Source organism: Ruegeria sp. CH10, assembly GCF_056537125.1.
Map to the genome: position 1 here is coordinate 621146 of NZ_JBQFQY010000002.1, position 20594 is coordinate 641739.

A 20594-nucleotide genomic window follows, 5' to 3' on the forward strand; every position below is an offset into this window, starting at 1 on the left:
ATACTGTGTCTTAAGGTGCCCAGGCGCGCTGATCCGGAACAAACAGGGTCATCAGGTCACCCAGCCTCAACGTTCCGGGGCGTTCGACCCATGCGGTCACGCCGCGACGCCCCTGTGCGGCGGGTTTGAACTTGGCCCCATGACCGGGGTGTTCGCCCTCAATCTCGCGCCCCGGGATCACGCAGGGGCGGTTTTCCATATCAATCGTGATGGTGACACCCCCCGGTCCCTGAAGCCGCGATGACGGGGGGACGTGGGTGAAATCAGGAATGCCGCGTAGCATGATGCTGACGCCCAGCGGCGATGGATCAAGGGATTCCAGCCCCATCTCTTGCGCGGTCGCTGCAACCTCTTCGACCGACAAAACTGACAATTGCCGCACGTTGCGAATTTCAGTGCCCTGCGGATAGAGGTTTTTCATCCGCACACAGGATGGACGGGTTTCCCCTTCGTGACGCGCGCCGCGATCACCGCCAAAGCCCAGTTCCAATGCGTCCACAGCCTTGGCGCGAATCGAGTCATCTGCGGGCACATGGCCCAGCCAGACAACTTCACCCTTGAATTCGGTTTCACGCATTACCGGCATGGCAGGCCCTTTCATCGCTTGGATTCCACCCGCAATAGAAGTCACCCATCCCGGAAAGAAAAGAAAAAAGACCCGGGACTGTGCCCGGGTCTGATCTGGTTAAGCCGAAGGTTCCGGCTCCATCCCGCCTTCGGGCGGAGACTTCTTGGCCTTTGTCTTTGGAATGGCGGTGACGCTGGGTGCGTTGCCTTCGTCAGGCTTGTCACTTTCGTCGTCGTCCTCTGACGGAGATTCGCCGTTCATGACGCGCTTGATCTCGTCGCCTGTCAGGGTCTCATATTCCAGCAGGCCCTGCGCCAGACGCTCCCATTCCTCGTTCTTGTCGGTCAGGATTTTGTGGGCGCGCTCGTATCCTTGCTGGATGAGGCGCTTCACCTCTTCCTCGATCAGCTCTTTGGTATGGGCCGAGACCGAGAATCCGGCGGTGTTACCCTGATAGCCTTCATGCGCCTCGGCATAGTCGATATTGCCGACCTTGTCGGACATGCCCCAGCGCATCACCATGGCGCGCGCCAGCTGGCTGGCCTGCATGATATCACCCGCGGGACCGTTCGACACATGGTCTTCACCGTATTTGATGACCTCGGCCGCCTTACCGGCCATGGTCATGGCCAGCTTCTGCTCACACTCATCGCGGTGATAGTTCAGGCGATCCATTTCCGGCAGTGACACAACCATACCCAGCGCGCCACCGCGCGGGATGATCGTCGCCTTGTAAACCGGATCGCACAGCGGCAGCTCCAGGCCGACCACAGCGTGGCCCGCCTCGTGGTAGGCGGTCTTTTCCTTTTGATCCTGGGTCAGCACCATGCTGCGGCGCTCGGCGCCCATCATCACCTTGTCTTTGGCGTTCTCAAAGTCTTCCATGGTGACAAAGCGACGGCCAACACGCGCGGCCATCAGCGCGGCCTCGTTCACGAGGTTCGCCAGATCAGCACCCGAGAAGCCCGGCGTACCCCGCGCAATGATGCGCAGATCGACATCGGGGCCCAGAGGCGTCTTGCGCGCGTGCACGCCCAAAATCTTCTCACGCCCTTTGATGTCAGGGTTGCCAACGGTCACGTTCCGGTCAAAGCGGCCCGGACGCAGCAGCGCAGGGTCCAGAACGTCCTTGCGGTTGGTGGCCGCCAGAATGATCACGCCTTCATTCGCTTCGAACCCATCCATTTCAACCAGCAATTGGTTGAGCGTCTGTTCGCGCTCATCATTACCGCCGCCGTAACCGGCACCACGATGGCGGCCCACGGCGTCAATCTCATCGATGAACACAATACAGGGCGCGTTCTTCTTGGCCTGTTCGAACATGTCGCGGACACGGGATGCACCGACACCGACGAACATTTCAACAAAATCCGAGCCCGAGATGGTGAAGAACGGCACACCCGCCTCACCCGCAATAGCGCGGGCCAGCAGCGTTTTACCTGTACCCGGAGGGCCAACCAGCAGCGCGCCCTTGGGAATCTTGCCGCCGAGGCGCGAGAATTTCTGCGGGTTGCGCAGGAATTCAACGATCTCTTCCAGCTCTTCTTTTGCCTCATCAATGCCGGCAACATCATCAAAGGTCACGCGTCCATGCTTTTCGGTCAGCATCTTGGCCTTGGACTTGCCAAAACCCATCGCGCCGCCTTTGCCACCGCCCTGCATCCGGTTCATGAAATAGACCCAGACACCGATCAGCAGCAGGAAGGGCAGCAACGTGATCAGGAAGGATTGAAAGCCCGATTGCTGTTGCTTGACCGCCTGAACGGGGATGTTTTCGTCAATCAGCAGCTTGGTCACCTCGGCATCGCCGGGTTTGATGGTCACATAGTTCGCGCCGCTTTGCGTGGTATAGCGAATCTGCTCGCCATCCAGCGTCACGCTCTTGACCTCACCGCCCTGAACGGCGCTGACAAAATCGGAATAGGTTCTTTCGTTGCTCTGAAGTGTTCCACCCTGTCCGCTGAAGAAGTTGAACAGTGCAAGGATCAGCAAAAACAGAACGACCCAGAAGGCGATGTTACGAGCGTTGCCCAAGGAAAATCTCCCAAAAGATTTCGGCAGGTGGGGGTCTGCCGGGTTGCTCCTTAAAATAGAGATGATTCAAGCAGGTTCAATGCGATAAAAGAGAAGAGTAGAACTCGGGCCGGTGCGGCGCAAAATCTGCGCTCCAACCATTTGAAAAATCTGCCAGAGGGGCAGCTAACAAGTTTTCACCGTTCCAGACCGCCGGATGGGACAAAAGCGCCGCGCGCGGTTTGCCCAGGGCGCGCCAGTCCGGCAATTGCGACAAACCGTCCTGCCCCAGCGCCCGAACTTCGGCCCCGGGTGTTTGCGGGCCGGTCAGTACCCATCTGTTGTCCCACACAGCGTTTGGCGTGGCGATTTCGGCTGAAACTGCGTTTAGTTCCCTGCAAACCCACGCTTTATCGCGTTTCGGCACAATAGCGCAGCCTGCCAGGGTCAAGGGCTGTGCCGTATAAATGGCCTTAACGGCCTGATCCACGGCAGAGCCGCGCGGCGGATAGCCCGGCCCGGCAATCCACGCAATACTTCCAACGACCAACCGCCTCTGAATCTCGGCGGGAAGCCGTAAAAAACCAATTTGGTCAATGCAGATATCCCCGCCCTCGACACGCAGAACCGCGCGGGCGGCCTCCTGCGTATACTGGGCCAGTGCGTCACGCGCTTGTGCAAGATTTTTTGCCACGCGGGTCAAGGATTGTGCAGAAATGCCCAGTGTATCCAAGTCAGACAGCGCCTTGCGCGCTTTGATCCGGTCGAATGCAGGGTCGTGATTCGAAGGGTCTTCGCTCCAATCTGCGCCAGTGCCTTGCAGGTAATCGCGCAACTCCTGCCGGGTGATGGCCAGCATGGGGCGCAGCAGCGTGACGCCATCCTGATCCCGCGCCGGTGGCATCCCACAGAGGCCCGTAAGGCCAGAGGCCCGGCCCAGCCGCATCAGCAGCGTCTCGGCCTGATCATCGGCGGTATGACCCAAGGCGATGGCTGGAACATCGTGCCGCCGTGCCCAATCGGTCAGCAACCGGTACCGCGCCTGCCGGGCTTGGTCCTGCAGGTTGCCCGTGCCATCCCATCCCTGCCACAACAGCGTTTCATGCGGGATACCCAGTTGCGCAGCCTGCCCCGCAACTTGCCGCGCCTCATCATCGGCTTCGGGACGCAACCCATGATTCACGGTCGCCGCGAAAAGCCGGATGTCTTCGGTTTGCGCCAGATCGTGCAGCAGGTGCATCAGGGCAACCGAGTCCCCTCCGCCGGATACAGCGATTCCCAGACGCGGCGGCAGCCGATCGGGCAACCCCGCGCGCAGGTCTGATCGCAGAGTGTCCGTCTTGCTGGTCAAGAACAGCCCAGTGTCGCCATTTCCTGCGAGGCCGCCGATACCTTCGACGAGGCTGGGAAGCGAACGCTCACTTCGGAAAGGGTGATGCAGGCCTGATCGGTCTGCCCCAAACGCCCAAGGGCAGCGCCCAGTTCGAACAGGGCCTCGGGGGCAAATGTACCCTCAGAATCCCCGGTAAAGCTGGCCAGAAACGCCCGCGCGGCCTCACGCGTGTCGCCCAGACCTTCCAGAGCCTGACCGCGTTTCAGATGCGCCTCGGGCGCAAGCGGGCTGCCGGGATAGGACGTGTCGAACAGTGCAAACTGATCGGCTGCGGCTTGAAAATCACCTTCGGCCAACGCCAGCGAGGCCGCTTCGAAATCCGATTGCTCACCAATGGCCAACTCGCCCTGTTCCGTCACAGACGGAGCCGCCGGGGTGATGGGCGCAGCGGCGGTGATTTCCGTGTCCCCGCCCAGAGTGGATGTGGTACCCAGACTACCCAGATCACCGCCTTCCAGTTCGACCAGACGAAATTCCAGATCACCGATCCGGTTTGTGCCATCGGTCACGACATTCTGCACCCGCTGGTTCAATTGCTCGGTCTGACGCGTCAGGCGCTGCAACTCGGCCTCGATGGCGTCTACACGTTCCAGGATCGAGCTGCCGGACAGGTTCGGGGCCGGAGAGCCGGTGGTCGAAAACTCGCGCTTGAGGCGCTGTATTTCCACATGCAGCACCGTCAGTTCCTGACGAATATCCGCCAGCGTCTGCTGATCCTGCGCTTGTGCCACACCAACGGTCGCAACAACCGCGGCCAGAACCCATCCTGCAACTTTCATCGTCTTACCCCAAGGTTGAACCGGTCAGCACCGTTACCGCACGGCGGTTTTTGGCATAGCAGTCCTCGGTGCTGCAAATCTCAATCGGGCGCTCCTTGCCAAAACTGACGGTGGTCAGACGGTTGCCGGCAACCCCGCGCGAGATCAGGAATTCGCGGGCCGCATTCGCCCGGCGCGCGCCCAGTGCAAGGTTGTATTCGCGCGTGCCCTGTTCGTCCGCATGACCTTCGATGGTGGCCACATAGTCGGTGTTCGCCAGCAGCCAGTCGGCCTGTCCTTGCAGAACCTGCTGCGCCTGCGGGGTCAGGGTCGATTGATCCACCGCGAACAACACCCGGTCGCCGACAGTTTGCTGAAAATAGGCCGGTGAGCGCGGATCGCTGGGTGATCCCAACGCAAGTGCGCCATTGGCCCCGTTCGCGCCATTGCCAAAGCCGCCGCCCAGAGCGGACGGATCATTGTTGGTACATGCGGCCATCACGCTCAGCGTGCCCAAGGCCAGGATTTTGCCCAATACGTTCATTTCAGGTGCCTCGTTGTTTTATTGGTTTATTGCTGTCTCTCTAGCACAGTGCAGGTTTTTTGTGAACTTTTCCAACCCCCGCCCTGATCAATTCTGCAAAGGTCCCCAGGACGGATCGCTGCCGCCATCCGGGGTGCGTACCGGGCGTAGGTTCCGGCCCGAAATATCCACAGAATACAAGGTCGCCCGACCGCTTGCGCCCTGCGTTTCACGGGTGAACATGATCACGCGGCCATTGGGCGACCATGTGGGCCCTTCGTCCAGAAAGGACGAGGTCAGCAGGCGTTCCTCGCTGCCATCGGTGCGCATCACGCCGATATGGAACCGGCCCTTGTTCTGCTTTGTAAAGGCGATCAGATCCCCGCGCGGCGACCAGACAGGTGTTCCGTACCTGCCCGCGCCAAAGCTGATCCGGGTCGCCTCGCCCCCATTTGCGGGCATGATGTAAAGCTGCGGCGTGCCTGACCGGTCGCTTTCGAACACGATCTGCGAACCGTCGGGCGAATAGCTGGGCGCAGTTTCGATCGCCGGTGTATTGGTCAGCCGCACGCTTTGACCCGATGCCAGGTCCATTTTCCACAGGTCCGTGTTACCGCCCTGAATCAGCGAATAGACAATCGAACGGCCATCCGGTGAAAAGCGTGGCGAAAAGCTCATCGTGCCGCCTTGGGTGTTCAACTCGGTCTGACGCACGCGGTCCACGTCCAGAACGTAGATGCGCGGCTGTCCGGTTTCATAGCTGGTATAAAGCAGCCGGTCGCCAGTGGGCGAGAAACGCGGGGCCAGAACGATGGCCGAGCTGTCGGTCAGGAACTGAACATTCGCGCCGTCATAGTCCATGATCGCCAAGCGTTTCTGGCGCTGATCCTTGGGACCGCTTTCCGAGACAAAGGCCACGCGGCTGTCGAAATAAGGGCTTTCACCCGTGATCCGGGCATAGACCTGATCGGCCACCTTATGCGCCATGCGCCGCCACCCATCCGTGGTGCCCGCGAATTGCAGACCGTTGCCCAGTTCATCACTTGAAAACACATCCCAAACGCGGAAGCGCACAGTCAGGCGGTTTCCCGACACATTAACTGCCCCGGTAATGAGCGCATCCGCGTTGATCGCCTTCCAATCTGCGAACTGGACGGGCGACTCAAAGCTACTGACCTGACTGATGAAAGCGTCCGGAGAGATTTCGCGGAACAAGCCAGTTCCAGTCAAGTCAGCCGCGATCAAACGGGTAATATCCTGAGCGTATTGCGCAGCAGCCGGGTTGTCCGGAACAAAGCCTGGCACCGCAAAAGGCAGGGGTTCAATAATCCCTTCGTCCAACTCAAGCCGCAACACCCGGTCCTGCGCATAAAGCGGTGCTGCCAAAATCGTCAGGCCAAGCAACAGGCTGGTCAGAAATCTCATCATTTGATCCGCATCCTCTCGGGATTGAATGTAATCTCAACGTCCCGCCAATGCTCGTATTTATCCGCAGGCAGGGTGTAGCCTTTTGCACCACAGCGCAAAATCGCGCGTCTTGCGGCCTCAAAGGCTTGTTTTGCAGCTCCGGCGGACCCGCCCGAGCTTTCGATCATGCGCAGGCTGCCGCCCACGACTTTTCCATCGGGTGTCAGAGAAAACCCGACAACAACAACCGTTTGCAGCGCGTCTGTGGACAAAGAACCCACATTCCAGCATTGCGAAACCGCCAGACGCATCGCGTCTTTCTCACCGCTGGTCAAAGGCGGGCCTGACGGGGCTGCCGGTTCAGACAACGCCTCAGCCAGGGCATCATTGATCGCGGTTTCGTCGTTTTGCGCGGGTTCCGGAGGCGTTGGCTCCTGTTCTTCGGCCACTTCGGTCTGCGCCGGAGGAGTTGGCCGCTTGGGTCGCACCTGCGGGCGCGGCGAAGTGCGCGGGGCGTTCTCTTTGGCCTCTTCGGCTTCGGTCACGATCTCATCGGTTGCCTCGTCGGGCGCGGTCTGATCCTGCTGTTCCTGCTGGGTCTCGGCGCCCTCATCCAACGAGACGGCGGGTGTTTCCACCTCATCCGGGGTCGCTTCGGGCGGCGGCGGTGCGATCGGTTCCGGGGCGACCTTATCAGCGGGACGCGGTTGCGCCTCGGGGCCCGGTGGCACGGGCAGCACTTCGGTCACAGGCTCAGGCTGTTCCAGTGTCGGTGGTTCCTCGACGACTTCCGGCTCGGGTGGCTGCTCAACCGGGTCGGGCACCGGGTCCGGCTCTGGTTCAGGCGGCGTCACAACCTCGGGCGGAGTGACCTCTTCTTCGGTATTTTCAGGCGGGGCGCTTTCCGGCTCGGGCGTCTCGGGGGGTTGCAACGCAGCCGGGATCGGCACCTCGGGCGCATTGACCTGTGTAGTCATTGCGGCGAACTGCTCATCCGAAATCACCGAGACCTCCTGCACCGCCATAGGCAGGGGTTCGGACCGGAACGTACCGCCGAAAAAAGCCCATCCAATCAAAGTGACATGGGCAATTGCCGAGATCTTGGTGCCGGTATCCACCGTGCGGCCTCACTCTCCACCTTCGTCCAGGGCCGGGCCGCCGGTATCGGTGACCAGACCCACGTTGGAAAACCCGCCCGCATTCAGCGCGCCCATGACCTGCATGACCTGTGCGTAGGGAATCGCGCCATCCGCCCGCAGGAACACGCGGTCGCTGCTGCGTTCTGCCGCGATCGCCTGCAATTTTCCAATCAACTCTTCACGCACCACATCCGTGGTTTGGATTTGCACACGGCCATCTGCGGTCAGCGTTACCGTCAACGGTTCCTCATTGTCGCCGGGCAAAGCACTGGCAGCAGTTTTGGGCAGGTCCACCGGCACGCCGACGGTCAACAAAGGCGCCGCGACCATGAAGATGATCAGCAGCACCAGCATAACATCCACAAAGGGCGTCACGTTGATCTCGGCCATCGGCTGGGCACGCCCGCGACGCCGTCCACGTCTGCGCCCATTGCCACCGCCGTTCTGCTGAACCGCCGCGCCCATGTCAGCTGTCCAACTGGCGTGACAGAATGGTAGCGAATTCGTCGGCAAACGCCTCGTACCCGCCCACGATCCGGTCACTGTCGGCGCTGAGCTTGTTGTAGAAAATCACCGCCGGGATCGCAGCCAGCAGACCCAGGCCGGTGGCCAAAAGCGCCTCGGCAATGCCCGGAGCGACAACGGCCAGGTTCGTATTCTGCTGCTCGGCAATCTCGATGAACGCATTCATGATGCCCCAGACGGTGCCGAACAGGCCGATGAACGGCGCGGTTGAGCCCACAGTAGCCAGAATAGGCAACCCTTTTTGCAGCCCTTCGGCCTCTTTCGCGATGGCCACATCCATGGACCGGTCGATCCGCGCCGTGGCCCCGGCAATCAGCCCGCCATCGGTGCGGTGCGAGCGTCGCCATTCGATCATTCCAGCCGCAAAAATCTTTTCCGAACTGCCATCTGGCTGCGTGCCGATCTGTTCGAACAATTCATCCAACGGGTTGCCGGACCAGAAGCTTTCATCAAACACCTGCGCCTCGCGACGGGCCGCGCGGTAGTTGATCAGTTTCTGAATGATAATCGCCCAGGACCAGATTGATGCGCCAACCAGCATCAGCATCACCAGTTTGACGATAAATGTCGCGCGGGCATACAGCCCCCACATGGAGAAATCGATCTCCTGCGCCAGCGCCAGCGTTTCAGCTTCCATGAACCTGCTCTTTGTTTTGCCTGATGGCCATTCGTTTGGCCTTGTTTTGCCAAACGCTAACCCAGATGGTCGTGAAAAGCCAACACAACCACCCCAGCGCTGCAATTTGTTACAGCAATGCGCGAATCTCTGCCGGAAGCCGCACCGGCTTGCCCTGCGCATTCATGCACACGGCGGTCACGGTGGCGCGGAAAATCTCGGTCTCTCCCCGCTTTATCAGCTGACCCATGGTCAGCCGCACCCCCGAGCGGGACAGGAACCGGGTCTCGACAATCAGCTCATCATCAAACTTGGCCGTCGCCAGATAATCCGCCTCAATCCGGCGGATCACCCAGACGATCCCGTCATCGCGCATGGCGTTCTGATCATTTCCCAAACGTCGCACATAGTCTGACCGGGCCCGTTCGATGTATTTCAGGTAATTCGCGTGATAGACCACCCCGCCCATATCGGTGTCTTCATAAAAAACCCGAACCGGATAGATATGCGTGTCTTGCGCTTTGGGAGTGTCGGTCATGGTTACTCAGATCAATTTTCGGGTCAGCCTAGGGCTTTCTTTACAGATGCACATGCAATGACGCTCCTGCAATCCCGACGGTGGAACAATTTAACGTCTGCAGGTTGGCGAGTATCGAATTCCAAAGCATTGCCGACTAACCTGTTCATATTGGGACCAGACTGTAACAGGTGATTGAATGGCAGGATCGCGCCGGAACACAGGCAAATCTCTGCTTCCAATCCTGCAGGGCCTTCTGCCGATCGACCGATCCTCGGTCCCGACCGAGGTTCTGGCCGGGCTGACATTCGCCTGCCTCGCGATCCCCGAGGTCATGGGCTACACCAAAATCGCGGGCACCCCTGTGGTGACCGGACTTTACACGATCCTGATCCCGATGGCCTTGTTCGCAGTGTTCGGATCATCGCGGCATCTGGTCGTCGGGGCGGATTCTGCGACCGCCGCCATCACCGCCTCGGCCCTGGCGGGCATGGCCGTGTCGGGATCGTCGGAATATCTGGCGCTGGCCTCGCTGTTGGCCCTTATCGCCGCCGTGCTTTTGATCGCTGCCCGCTTAGTAGGCCTTGGGTTTCTGGCCGATTTCCTATCGCGCACCGTCCTTGTGGGATTTCTGACCGGCGTCGGCATTCAGGTGGCAACAGGCGAATTGCCCGGAATGCTGGGGATTGAGGGCGCAGGCCACGGCGCACTCGCCAAGCTCAGCGATGTTACTCAGAACGTCAGCAAGACACATTGGCCAACCGTATTGGTGTCCCTGTCTGTGTTGGCGGTTGTAGTCATCTGCAAGCAACTGTCCCCCAAGGTACCGGGCGCCCTGCTGGCCATTTTGGGCATTATCCTGTGCAGTTGGGCCTTCCAGTTTAGCGCCATAGGCATCGCGGTTTTGGGGCCCGTCTCGGGCGGCCTGCCCGCCTTGTCGATCCCCGATGTGACGTGGAGCTGGGCTTTGTTCAAACAACTCCTGCCCACGGCCCTTTCGATCTTCGTGGTGATCCTCGCCCAAAGCGCCGCCACCTCGCGCGCCTATGCTGCACGGTACGACGACAGGTTCAGCGAGAACACCGATCTGGTCGGGCTGGGCCTCGCCAATCTCGGCGCGGCCTTCAGCGGCACGTTCGTTGTCAACGGCAGCCCCACCAAGACCGAGATGGTCGCCAGCGCCGGGGGGCGCAGCCAGATCGCCCAACTGACAACCGTGGCCGTCGTCCTGATTGTAATCCTGTTTCTGACCGGGCCGCTGGCCTTCCTGCCCAACGCCGCCCTCTCTGCCGTGGTTTTCCTGATCGGGCTCAAGCTGATCGACCTCAAGGGTCTTGCCGCCATCTACCGACAAGCCCGGTCCGAGTTCTGGATTGCCATTGCCACCGCCGCCGTCGTGGTTCTGGTGGGCGTCGAACAAGGGATCATCTTCGCCATGGTCCTGTCCCTGATCGACCACACACGTCGGGGCTACCGGCCCAAAAACGCCGTCATCATCCGCAGCAGCGATGGCGGGTGGCACGCGGCCCCGATTGCGCAACCCGGCCAGGTCGAACCCGGGCTTATGATTTATCGCTTTTCTCACAGTCTCTACTACGCCAACGCGCAACGCCTGTCGGACGAGGTCACCGCATTGATCGACCAACCCAATCCGCCGCTGCGCTGGTTCTGCATCGAGGCGTCATCGATGGACGACATCGACTTTACCGCGGGCTACACACTGCGGCGCATTCACGACCAGCTAAAGGCGCGCGATATCCGGTTGGTTTTTCTTTTGACCGACCCGGGTGTTCGCAAAGAACTGGACCGCTACGGCATAACCAACCTTGTCGGACAGGACGCCTTTTTCGAAAACGGCAGCGACCTGATCACAGCCTTCCGCCAATCCAACGCCTAGGCGCTATTGCAACGGCTGCATCCGCGCAAACAGACGCAAGGCGTGCGAGGCATCCTGCGCTGCCCCCGGCAGAACCGGGTCATAGGCGGCGCGGATCAACTCAGCTATGTCAGGCCGCAACACCGTGGTCTCTCCGGCCACGGCCAAAGGTGATTGCGCGCGAAACGCGGTATCCGACCACAAAAGAATGGTCTGTACCACCTGACTCAATGCCAAAGTTTCGGCAGGTACCTTGGACAGCTCTGCGTCCATGCGCAGAAACACAAACGCAGCCCGGATCGCGCCGTCCTCTTCGAACCGGAACACGCGGTACTGATTGGCGTCTGCCGCCACCAAGCGATCCACCAAAGGCGCAAGGTCCGGGATCAGCCGGTCCAGATCGGGCACCTCCAGCAATTCCTGCCAGTCGCGGAAAAAGAAGACCATGCAATTTGCGCCCAATTCAGGGTCGGTTTCGGCCATCTTGTGCCCGGCCAGCGCCACCACAGCCTCGAACGCGCCTTTGACAGTGGTCAGAGTGTCATCCTCAACCCCAAAGACAATAGGCACGATCGGCCGCCCCCAACGGGCGAACAGAAACTCACCGCTTTCGCGCGTAAACAGCGCCTCGATCTCATCAGGTGTCACGCCCTGTACCTTCTTCTCGTTCCAAATACGGCCGCCGGAGGCTTAAAAAATATGGCACACCGCTTCAACCAAACAGATCGTTTTGCCCACGCGGAGCCGCCATTCCCAAATGCGTCCAAGCCTTCTGCGCCAACATGCGCCCGCGCGGGGTCCGCTGGATCAGCCCCTGCTGCAACAGATAAGGCTCAATCACCTCTTCCAGCGAATCCCGGCTTTCCGACAAGGCCGCCGACAGGGTCTCGATCCCAACAGGACCGCCCGCATAGTTCTCGGCAATCAGCGTCAGGTACCGCCGGTCCGCGCCGTCCAAGCCCAGATTGTCCACGCCCAAGCGGGTCAACGCCCCATCGGCCAACTCTCGGGTGATCCGCCCATCGCCCTCGACGATGGCGAAATCCACAACGCGGCGCAGCAGCCGTCCGGCAATCCGCGGGGTCCCACGAGACCGCCGGGCGATCTCGCGCGCACCCTCATCATCGGCAGGCGCGCCCAGTTTGCGGGCGTTCCGGGTGACGATCTCATGCAATTCATCCACCGTGTAGAATTGCAGCCGCGTGGGAATCCCAAACCGGTCGCGCAAAGGCGTGGTCAGCAGACCCATGCGCGTCGTCGCACCGACCAGCGTAAAGGGCTGCAGCTCAATCCGCACCGTCCGCGCCGCCGGGCCTTCGCCGATCACAAGGTCCAGCTCAAAATCCTCCATGGCCGGATACAGAACCTCTTCGACTGCGGGGTTCAGGCGGTGGATTTCATCGATGAACAGCACGTCGCGCGATTCCAGATTGGTCAGGATCGCCGCCAAATCCCCCGCCTTGGCCAAAACCGGCCCCGAGGTCATGCGGAAATTCACCCCCAGCTCGCGCGCCATGATCTGCGCCAGCGTCGTCTTCCCCAACCCCGGAGGGCCATGGAACAGCGTGTGATCCATCGCTTCGCCCCGCTGACGGGCCGACTGGATGAACACACGCAGGTTGGCGCGCGCCTCGGCCTGACCGATGAACTCATCCAGCCCCTGCGGGCGCAGAGCGCGGTCGTTATCCTCGGGCAAGGGGTCAGGGCGCAGGGTGGGATCGGCGTCGGTCATTCACTTAGCCTTTCGGTGCCAGCAGCTTGAGCGCCGCGCGGATCAGTTCGGCTTCACCTGCGTCCGGCAAGCTGGCAGCCGCTTCGGCCACGGCCGAGGCCGCCTCGGACGGGCCATAGCCCAGATTTGACAGCGCCGACAACGCACCAGCCGAAGCCGCCGCATTGCCCGATGGCGGTTTTGGTGCACGTTTGGGTGCGGACACAGGCTCGGCCAGTTCAACGACCTCAAGCTCTGATCCGTCCAGCGCCTCGGTCACAGTCCCGCCCATCGCCATCACTCCGGGCGCCTTGTCCTTGAGATCCAGCACAATGCGCTGCGCCGTCTTTGGCCCCACGCCCTTGGCGGCCTTGACCGCGCCCCAGTCACCCAGGGCAATTGCACGGCTGACCCCGTCCGGCCCCAGCGCAGACAGAATGGCCAGCGAAACCTTGGCCCCGACCCCTTGAACCGAACACAGCAGACGATGCCATTCCTTCTCGACCAGAGACAGGAACCCATACAGCTGCATCAGGTCTTCGCGCACGACCATGTCGGTGTAGATCGAGACCGCCTCACCCACACCCGGCAGCGCTGCCATGGTCCGGTCCGAGCAAAAGACGATATACCCAACCCCCCGTACATCGATCAGCACGTGATCCGCAGCGCGATAGTCCAGCCGCCCGGTGAGTTTTCCGATCATGCCCGCACCTCTTTTATCCGCGCCTGAGGCGCTGCACCGTAATAGGAATGGCAGATGGCAATGGCCAGCGCATCCGCCGCATCCGCGCCTTTGGGCTGACACCCCGGCAATTGCAGTTTGACCATATGCAGGACTTGCTCCTTTTCAGCATGTCCCACGCCGACGACGGTTTTCTTGACCCGGTTGGGCGCATATTCCCCTACCGGCAACCCGGCCTGCGCCAGCGTCAGCAACGCCACCCCCCGCGCCTGCCCCAGCTTGAGCGTCCCGGCCCCGTCCTTGTTCACAAAGGTCTGTTCAATGGCCGCCTGATCAGGGCAAAACTCCGCGATCACCTCGACAATCTGATTGTGCAGGGACAACAGCCGCTCGCCCAGATCGTCGCCATCTGACTTGCATAGCCCGTTGGCCACATGGCTCAGGCGGCTGCCATGCGATTCGATGACGCCCCATCCCAGGGTTCTAAGCCCCGGATCAATGCCCAAAATCCGCATATTGTGCCTCGCCCTGCTCGGGTTTTTGTGATCTTTCTTTCCGATTAGCACGAAGCGTGAACATTTTCCAACCGAATTGAACAAACGTCAGAAAACGACAGACCTATTCTCGCGGCGACAAAATGATCTGTTTGCGACTGCAGAAAGTCTGATTTCGACATGTTTTTGAACGAAAAATGGCCAATAAATTAGGCATTTTAACGGTTTTTTACCCATGCGAAAAACGCATGTGTCCTATGCGTTTTTCGCTCTTGCTTTGGCAAATCCGTATCACTAGATGCCGCTCAGATCGAAGGATCAGAAACGTAACACTAACCAGAAGGACATAGGATATGGCTGCACTGGACACCACCCGCATTACCACTGGCTCGTTCGGCCTTGTTAGCCGTATCGGCGCCGTCTTCGCATCGGTCGTGAATGCCGTTGTCGAATGGAATGACGCCCGCGTCACGCGCAATGTGCTGAATGGTCTGAGCGACCGCGAGCTGGAAGATATCGGCATGTGCCGCGGCGATATTGACGTCGTTGCAGACGGTGGTCGCTAAGGTTTAACCACCACTCACTTGCCCTGTTCTCCCTCGGGGCACGAAAAACGCCGCGCAGCCATGGTTGCGCGGCGTTTTTTTTGGAACTGTATTTTCAGTTACAGAAGAAACTTGTTGATCTGGGCCGCAAAAAACTCGGATGCCGGGTCGATTTGCATAACCCATGCGCCGGCTTTTTCAACGGCTGTGCCCTCTGCCAATGCATCGATGCGATATTGGTAGGATGTCGCGCCGAGGCTTGTCAGCAAAAAGGTCTTGAACGCAAACAAGCCAACAAGACACACCAGCAATGCCTTTACGGGCAAAGCAGATTTCACCCGCTGCGGTTTCATGACCACAAGCCCGTCTTTGCGCATGGTCGCACGATAGCCACGGCTGAGCTTTGCGTGTTTCTTGTTCAGGCGATGAACGCGCTGATTAAATTCAACATGTTTTGTCGTCATGGCAGCCTCCGAAAAACCGCCCCCCTTTTCCACAATTAGACGGTAGGTACATATTGCGACAAAAAAGAGGCAAGAATCCACGAAACTCCTGCAAATGGTCTAATTTTAGCCCTGTTTGCTTAAGATTAGCGTCGTCCATTCACCAATCTGGGTTTCTTTAGCCAAATTGAAGCCGTTTTGGAGATAAACCGAGACCACGTCTTGGGCCTGCTCATTGAGGATTCCCGACAGGATCGCATAGCCGCCTGCTCGCAGATTCGCTGCAATTTCGGGGGACAGGGTGACCAATGGACCTTTGAGAATATTGGCGAAAATCAGATCGTAGGGCGCATGGGATTGCAGGTCGGGATGATCGAATCCGGCGGCCTCGACACAGTGAACCTGACCCGCCATGCCGTTGGCTTTCAGGTTCGCGACAGCCACATCGACGGCCACTTGGTCGATGTCGCTGGCGATGATGTCACCGTCCCACACCCGCGCCGCCGCCATCGCAAGTACAGCGGTGCCGCAACCGATATCGGCCACTTTGGTCGCCGAAAACCCATCGTCCAGCAAATGATCCAGCGCCTTGAGGCATCCCAGCGTGGTGCCATGGTGCCCCGTTCCAAAGGCCATCGCGGCCTCGATCAACAGCGGGATGCGCCCATCGGGCAGTTTGTCCGCGTCATGGCTGCCGTAGACAAAGAACCGGCCAGCTTCAACCGGGGCCAGTTCGCGGCGCACATGAGCGACCCAATCGGTTTCGGGCAGTTCCGAGACGACAAAGGGCTTGGCCTCAAATGCAGCGGCCAGAACCGCCAGCGCGGTCTCATCAGGAGTTTCGGTAAAATAGCCGCCCACTTCCCACAGGCCCGAGCCGTCCTCGACCTCGAACACGCCAACGCCGGTGGGTTCGGGATCCAGACGCTCCATCGCTTCGCCCAGCCCTTCGGCGGCTTTCTTCCCGGTCAGGGTGGTCAGGGCAGTGAATGTGGGCATGGGGGCCTCCTGTCTCAGTTGAAACAGCGCCTAGGCCCATGAACGGGCAAGGTCAAGCGCTGGCTTATTCGGCAGGGGCAGGCGCGTATTTCGACAGGATGGTTTCATTGCCTGGTTCAGGATGACGCGGGATCAGCAGGGACAGCGCCAGCGACACCATCGCCATCGCAGCCGCCAACCCAAAGACCGCGCCGGGCGAGACGACCCATAGCAATCCAAGCAGAGCGGGCAGGAACACCGCAGCAATATGGTTGATGGTAAAGGCCACAGCAGCCGTGGGCGCGATATCCGCCGGGTCGGCAATTTTCTGGAAATAGGTCTTCAGCGCCAGCGCCAGTGCAAACAGCACATGGTCGATCACATAAAGGATCGCCGCCAGCACCACGCCCCAACCGAACCAGTAGATGCCACCATAGGCTGCGAAAACGATGGCCAGACCGGCATATTCAAAGATCAGCGTGCGGCGTTCCCCGAACACGGACACGGCTTTGCCCAGCATGGGCGCCGCAGCCATGTTGATCACAAGATTGATCAGATAAAGGCTGGTGAGCTCATGCACCTCGAACCCGAATTTCTCGACCATCATAAAGCCTGCGAAAACGACGAATATCTGCCGCCGCGCGCCCGCCATGAATTGCAACGCGTAATACAGCCAATAGCGTTTGCGCAGGATCAGTTTCTTGGTCTGCGGGGTCGGCGCGTTGAATTGCGGATAGGCCAGCAGACAGAACAGCGCCAACAGGGCCGTTACGCCGCCTGCCGCCATGAAGACGAAATTATAGGACAGGTCGAACCGATCCCATGTCAGCACGATCAGGCCATAAACCACAGCTGTCGCCGCCGAACCCATGGCCACCAGCCAGCCCAGCACCTGCGGCGCCCGATCCTTGGGCAACCACTGTAATTGCAGCGACTGGTTCACCGTTTCATAGTAGTGAAACCCGATTGAGCTGAACAAAGTAACAAACAGCAGCCCACCCAGACTGGGGAACCACGCCGTGACCGCAGTGGCGACCCCCAGCATCATCAGCGAGATCATGGCCAGAACCTGCTCGCGCACGAATATGATCACCGCAATCACGCCGACGGCCAGAAAACCCGGTATCTCACGCACCGTATGAAGCAGGCCGATATCCGCACCGTCGAAATTCGCCACCTCGATGACAAAGTTATTCAGCAGCGCGCTCCATGCGTTGAAGGCAATGGGCATGGTCAGCGCCATCACGAACAAGAGCGTGATGGGCCTGCGCCAGAACGGAAGGCTCTGCGCCTCGGAAAGCGGCATGGGTTTCAGCATGGGACCTGCTCTACGCCCATTTTCGCGATTTGACGAGAGGGTAGGCGCACAGCGGCTCTGCGCTGATGCAGGGTCAGTAGAAGCTCTGCGGGTCGATGTCCACGGTCAGACGGATATCGCCCTTCAGGCGCAGGGGCGCGATCCAGCGGGCGATGGCGTCCTGAATCGGCGCGCCTTTGGGGGCTTTGACCAACAGGCGCACCCGATGCCGCCCCCGGATACGCGCGATCGGCGCAGGCGCGGGCCCAAAGACCTGCGCCCCAATTTCACGCAGGGTTGCATCGTTGCGCGCCATGGCGTTGCCGATGTCAAAGACCGGGCCAACCTCGGGGCCGGACAGCACGATCCCGGCCATCCGCCCGTACGGCGGCACGCCTGCCGCCTGACGCCCGGCGGCTTCGGCCTTCCAGAACCCTTCCTCATCGCCTGACAGGATGGCGCGGATCACGGGATGCTCGGGTTGAAAGGTCTGCAACAGCGCCTGCCCCGGCTTATCCGCCCGACCTGCGCGCCCCGCAACCTGCCGCATCAGTTGGAATGTCCGCTCGGCGGCCCTCAGGTCCGCACCGTGTAAGGAAAGGTCGGCATCAATCACCCCCACCAATGTCAGCTTGGGAAAGTTGTGCCCCTTGGCCACGAGTTGCGTGCCGATGACAATATCCGCATCGCCCTCGGCAATCTCTTCGATCTTGGCCTTCAATGCACGGGCTGAACCGAACAGATCGGAACTGAGCATCGCGATCTTGGCATCGGGGAAGGTCGCCTCAGCCTCTTCGGCCAACCGTTCGATCCCCGGCCCGACCGGGGCCAACTTGCCCTCGACCCCGCAGGACGGGCAGGTGTCCGGCATGGGCTTCGTCTCACCGCATTGATGGCACATCAAGCGCTTCAGAAACCGGTGTTCAACCATCCGCGCATCGCAATGGTCACACGCGATCTGTTCTCCGCAGGCCCGGCACAGCGTCACCGGAGCATACCCTCGACGGTTGATGAACAGCAGCGACTGTTCCCCGCGTTCAATCCGCTGCCGCACCGCCTGCCGCAGCGACGGAGAAATCCACGTCCCCGGCTGCATCTGCTCGGCGCGCATGTCGATTGGCTTCATCTCGGGCAATACTGCCGCCCCGAACCGGGCCGTCAGATCAAGCCGTTGATACTTCCCGGCCTCGGCATTCGCCCAGCTTTCCAGCGACGGCGTCGCACTGGCCAAAATCACCCGCGCCCCGCAGATTGACGACCGTAGCACCGCCATATCCCGCGCGCTGTAATGCACCCCGTCTTCCTGTTTGTACGAGGTGTCGTGTTCCTCATCGACGACAACCAAGCCCAGATCGCGGAACGGTAGGAACAAAGCGGACCGCGCCCCCACGACCAATTGCGCATCCCCCTGCCCGACCATCCGCCAGACCCGGCGACGTTCGGTCATGGTCGCGCCCGAATGCCACTCGGCCGGTCGCGCACCAAATCGTGCCTCGACCCGTGTCAGGAATTCGGCAGTCAGCGCGATCTCGGGCAGCAGAACCAGCGCCTGCCGCCCCATGCGCAGGGCTTCGGCGACCGCCTCAAGGTAAACCTCGGTCTTGCCCGAACCTGTCACACCTTTCAGCAGCGTTGTGCCATAGTCGCCCGTCCGCTGGCCCGCCTGTAGCCGCGCAACGGCGGTGGCCTGATCTTCGGTCAGCGCTTTCCCCGGCAGATCGGAATCAAGATGCGGATAGGGCAGATCGCGCGGGCTGTCCTCCTCGCGCACCGCGCCCTGTTTGACCAAGCCCTTCACGACCGAAGACGTCACCCCGGCCTGTTCCGCAAGTTCCTTCAACGTGAACGCCAAACCGCCATAGTCGCGCAGCACATCCAGCACGCGGGTCCGCGCATCCGTCATCCGGTCCGGTTCCGCGCCGCCCAAGCGATAGATTTTCCGCATTGACGGAGGATCGCCCAGCCCCGGCGCGCGGGTTGCCAGCCGCAGCATCGCAGGCATCGGCGTCAGCGTGTAATCGGCCACTTTGCCAAGAAACAACCGCATCTCTTCGCGCATCGGCGCGACCTCAAGTACCCGTATCACCGAGCGCGCCTTGGCCAGATCAAAGCCCCCCTGCCCCGGCCCCCAGACCACACCCAGAACCTTGCGCGGCCCCAAGGGCACCTCGACAAACGCGCCCAGGAAACACCCGCCCTCGGGCGCTTTGTAATCCAGCGTACGGTCCAGCGGCTGCGCAGTCAGCACCGCCACCAGTTCACCGTGGTCGAAATACTCCTGTACGCGCACCGCATATCCTTGGGTCGGGGGTTTCAGCATCGGTGTTATTGGGGTAAAGCCATCCGCGACCAAGGCCAACCCATCAAAGGACTGCCCTCATGAAATTCTTCGTAGACACAGCCGAGATCGACGCCATCGCCGAACTGAACGATCTGGGCATGGTGGACGGCGTCACCACCAACCCCTCGCTGATCCTGAAATCGGGCCGCGACATTCTGGAAGTCACCAAAGAGATCTGCGATCTGGTCGACGGCCCCGTCTCCGCCGAAGTGGTCGCGACCGAAGCTGATGACATGATCGCCGAAGGCCGCAAGCTGGCCCAGATCGCGCCCAACATCGCCGTCAAAGTGCCGCTGACCTGGGCGGGCCTGAAAACCTGCAAAACCCTGTCTGACGAAGGCCAGATGGTCAACGTGACCCTGTGTTTTTCAGCCAACCAGGCGCTGTTGGCCGCCAAAGCGGGCGCAACCTTCATCTCGCCCTTCATCGGGCGTCTGGACGATATCAACCTGGATGGCATGGAGCTCATCGCCGATATCCGCCAGATCTATGACAATTACGGGTTCGAGACCGAAATCCTCGCCGCCTCGATCCGCACCGTGAACCACGTGACCGACAGCGCACGCATCGGTGCCGACGTGATCACCGCCCCTCCGGGCGTGATCAAGAAACTGGCCGATCACCCGCTGACCGACAAAGGTCTGGAAACCTTCTTGGCCGACTGGGCCAAGACCGGTCAGAAAATCCTCTGATCTCTTGAGCGACCGCGCGGTGCCGTCAGGCGCCGCGCCCGGCCCAACAGCTAAATGCTGATCACTGATCAGTGTT

General features: G+C 60.5%; 21 protein-coding genes. 3 read left to right on the top strand and 18 right to left on the bottom strand.

The features are described 5' to 3' along the window. Nucleotides 1-10: 10 nt before the first annotated feature. The 10 genes from ACRZ94_RS09445 to ybgC form a co-directional block, all read right to left on the bottom strand. A complete protein-coding gene (locus ACRZ94_RS09445) occupies nt 11-586 on the bottom strand; it encodes an MOSC domain-containing protein (protein ID WP_480652612.1) in 576 nt (191 codons plus the stop codon). A 99-nt stretch (nt 587-685) separates the two neighbouring features. Further along, the gene (gene ftsH, locus ACRZ94_RS09450; RefSeq protein WP_480652614.1) at nt 686-2602 is read right to left on the bottom strand and encodes an ATP-dependent zinc metalloprotease FtsH; all 1917 of its coding nucleotides are present in this window, start codon (nt 2600-2602) and stop codon (nt 686-688) included. A 76-nt stretch (nt 2603-2678) separates the two neighbouring features. Beyond that, the gene (tilS, locus tag ACRZ94_RS09455; RefSeq protein ID WP_480797195.1) at nt 2679-3932 is read right to left on the bottom strand and encodes a tRNA lysidine(34) synthetase TilS; all 1254 of its coding nucleotides are present in this window, start codon (nt 3930-3932) and stop codon (nt 2679-2681) included. Continuing rightward, nucleotides 3929-4753: a tol-pal system protein YbgF gene (ybgF, locus tag ACRZ94_RS09460; protein ID WP_480797196.1), complete on the bottom strand. Its 825-nt coding sequence runs from the start codon at nt 4751-4753 to the stop codon at nt 3929-3931. The genes tilS and ybgF overlap by 4 nt, the downstream gene beginning before the upstream one ends. A gap of 4 nt (nt 4754-4757) precedes the next feature. Continuing rightward, nucleotides 4758-5276 (bottom strand): peptidoglycan-associated lipoprotein Pal, encoded by a 519-nt coding sequence (gene pal, locus ACRZ94_RS09465; protein WP_480652619.1) that lies wholly within the window; start codon nt 5274-5276, stop codon nt 4758-4760. 87 nt (nt 5277-5363) lie between these two features. After that, nucleotides 5364-6683, bottom strand: coding sequence for a Tol-Pal system beta propeller repeat protein TolB (gene tolB / locus ACRZ94_RS09470; protein ID WP_480797197.1), 1320 nt, complete (start codon nt 6681-6683; stop codon nt 5364-5366). Next, nucleotides 6680-7780 carry an energy transducer TonB gene (locus ACRZ94_RS09475; protein ID WP_480797198.1) on the bottom strand — a complete coding sequence of 367 codons (1101 nt, stop codon included), beginning with the start codon at nt 7778-7780 and terminating at the stop codon, nt 6680-6682. The genes tolB and ACRZ94_RS09475 overlap by 4 nt, the downstream gene beginning before the upstream one ends. 9 nt (nt 7781-7789) lie before the next feature. After that, nucleotides 7790-8266, bottom strand: a complete 477-nt coding sequence (gene tolR, locus ACRZ94_RS09480) for a protein TolR (RefSeq protein WP_480652624.1) — start codon at nt 8264-8266, stop codon at nt 7790-7792. A 1-nt stretch (nt 8267) separates the two neighbouring features. Continuing rightward, nucleotides 8268-8963: a protein TolQ gene (gene tolQ / locus ACRZ94_RS09485; protein ID WP_480652626.1), complete on the bottom strand. Its 696-nt coding sequence runs from the start codon at nt 8961-8963 to the stop codon at nt 8268-8270. Between the two features lie 109 nt (nt 8964-9072). Then, complete coding sequence (gene ybgC / locus ACRZ94_RS09490; protein WP_480652628.1) at nt 9073-9480, bottom strand: tol-pal system-associated acyl-CoA thioesterase; 408 nt, start codon at nt 9478-9480, stop codon at nt 9073-9075. Nucleotides 9481-9658: 178 nt separating this feature from the next. On the opposite strand from ybgC, the gene ACRZ94_RS09495 reads away from it, so the two are divergent. Further along, a complete protein-coding gene (locus tag ACRZ94_RS09495; protein ID WP_480797199.1) occupies nt 9659-11356 on the top strand; it encodes a SulP family inorganic anion transporter in 1698 nt (565 codons plus the stop codon). Nucleotides 11357-11359: 3 nt separating this feature from the next. Here the strand turns inward: ACRZ94_RS09495 and ACRZ94_RS09500 are convergent, their stop codons facing one another. From ACRZ94_RS09500 to ruvC, 4 genes are all read right to left on the bottom strand, one after another. Next, on the bottom strand, nt 11360-11983 hold the full coding sequence (locus ACRZ94_RS09500) for a hypothetical protein (RefSeq protein ID WP_480797200.1): 624 nt from the start codon (nt 11981-11983) through the stop codon (nt 11360-11362). A gap of 64 nt (nt 11984-12047) precedes the next feature. Next, nucleotides 12048-13067, bottom strand: coding sequence for a Holliday junction branch migration DNA helicase RuvB (ruvB, locus tag ACRZ94_RS09505; RefSeq protein WP_480652633.1), 1020 nt, complete (start codon nt 13065-13067; stop codon nt 12048-12050). Between the two features lie 4 nt (nt 13068-13071). Next, a complete protein-coding gene (gene ruvA, locus ACRZ94_RS09510; RefSeq protein WP_480652635.1) occupies nt 13072-13749 on the bottom strand; it encodes a Holliday junction branch migration protein RuvA in 678 nt (225 codons plus the stop codon). Further along, nucleotides 13746-14243 carry a crossover junction endodeoxyribonuclease RuvC gene (gene ruvC, locus ACRZ94_RS09515; RefSeq protein ID WP_480652636.1) on the bottom strand — a complete coding sequence of 166 codons (498 nt, stop codon included), beginning with the start codon at nt 14241-14243 and terminating at the stop codon, nt 13746-13748. Before ruvC ends, ruvA begins: the two co-directional genes overlap by 4 nt. A gap of 332 nt (nt 14244-14575) precedes the next feature. Between ruvC and ACRZ94_RS09520 the strand changes: the two genes are divergently transcribed. After that, nucleotides 14576-14788, top strand: coding sequence for a DUF1127 domain-containing protein (locus ACRZ94_RS09520; RefSeq protein ID WP_480652638.1), 213 nt, complete (start codon nt 14576-14578; stop codon nt 14786-14788). A gap of 98 nt (nt 14789-14886) precedes the next feature. Here ACRZ94_RS09520 and ACRZ94_RS09525 read toward each other — a convergent pair whose 3' ends face one another. The 4 genes from ACRZ94_RS09525 to ACRZ94_RS09540 all read right to left on the bottom strand — a co-directional run bounded on the left by ACRZ94_RS09525 (nt 14887) and on the right by ACRZ94_RS09540 (nt 19805). After that, nucleotides 14887-15312 carry a hypothetical protein gene (locus tag ACRZ94_RS09525; protein ID WP_480797201.1) on the bottom strand — a complete coding sequence of 142 codons (426 nt, stop codon included), beginning with the start codon at nt 15310-15312 and terminating at the stop codon, nt 14887-14889. Nucleotides 15313-15336: 24 nt separating this feature from the next. Continuing rightward, complete coding sequence (locus tag ACRZ94_RS09530) at nt 15337-16209, bottom strand: 50S ribosomal protein L11 methyltransferase (protein WP_480652642.1); 873 nt, start codon at nt 16207-16209, stop codon at nt 15337-15339. A 64-nt stretch (nt 16210-16273) separates the two neighbouring features. Then, nucleotides 16274-17506: an MFS transporter gene (locus ACRZ94_RS09535; protein ID WP_480652644.1), complete on the bottom strand. Its 1233-nt coding sequence runs from the start codon at nt 17504-17506 to the stop codon at nt 16274-16276. Between the two features lie 73 nt (nt 17507-17579). Beyond that, nucleotides 17580-19805 (bottom strand): primosomal protein N', encoded by a 2226-nt coding sequence (locus ACRZ94_RS09540; protein ID WP_480797202.1) that lies wholly within the window; start codon nt 19803-19805, stop codon nt 17580-17582. 59 nt (nt 19806-19864) lie between these two features. On the opposite strand from ACRZ94_RS09540, the gene fsa reads away from it, so the two are divergent. Further along, nucleotides 19865-20518 (top strand): fructose-6-phosphate aldolase, encoded by a 654-nt coding sequence (gene fsa, locus ACRZ94_RS09545; protein ID WP_480652648.1) that lies wholly within the window; start codon nt 19865-19867, stop codon nt 20516-20518. Nucleotides 20519-20594 lie beyond the last annotated feature (76 nt).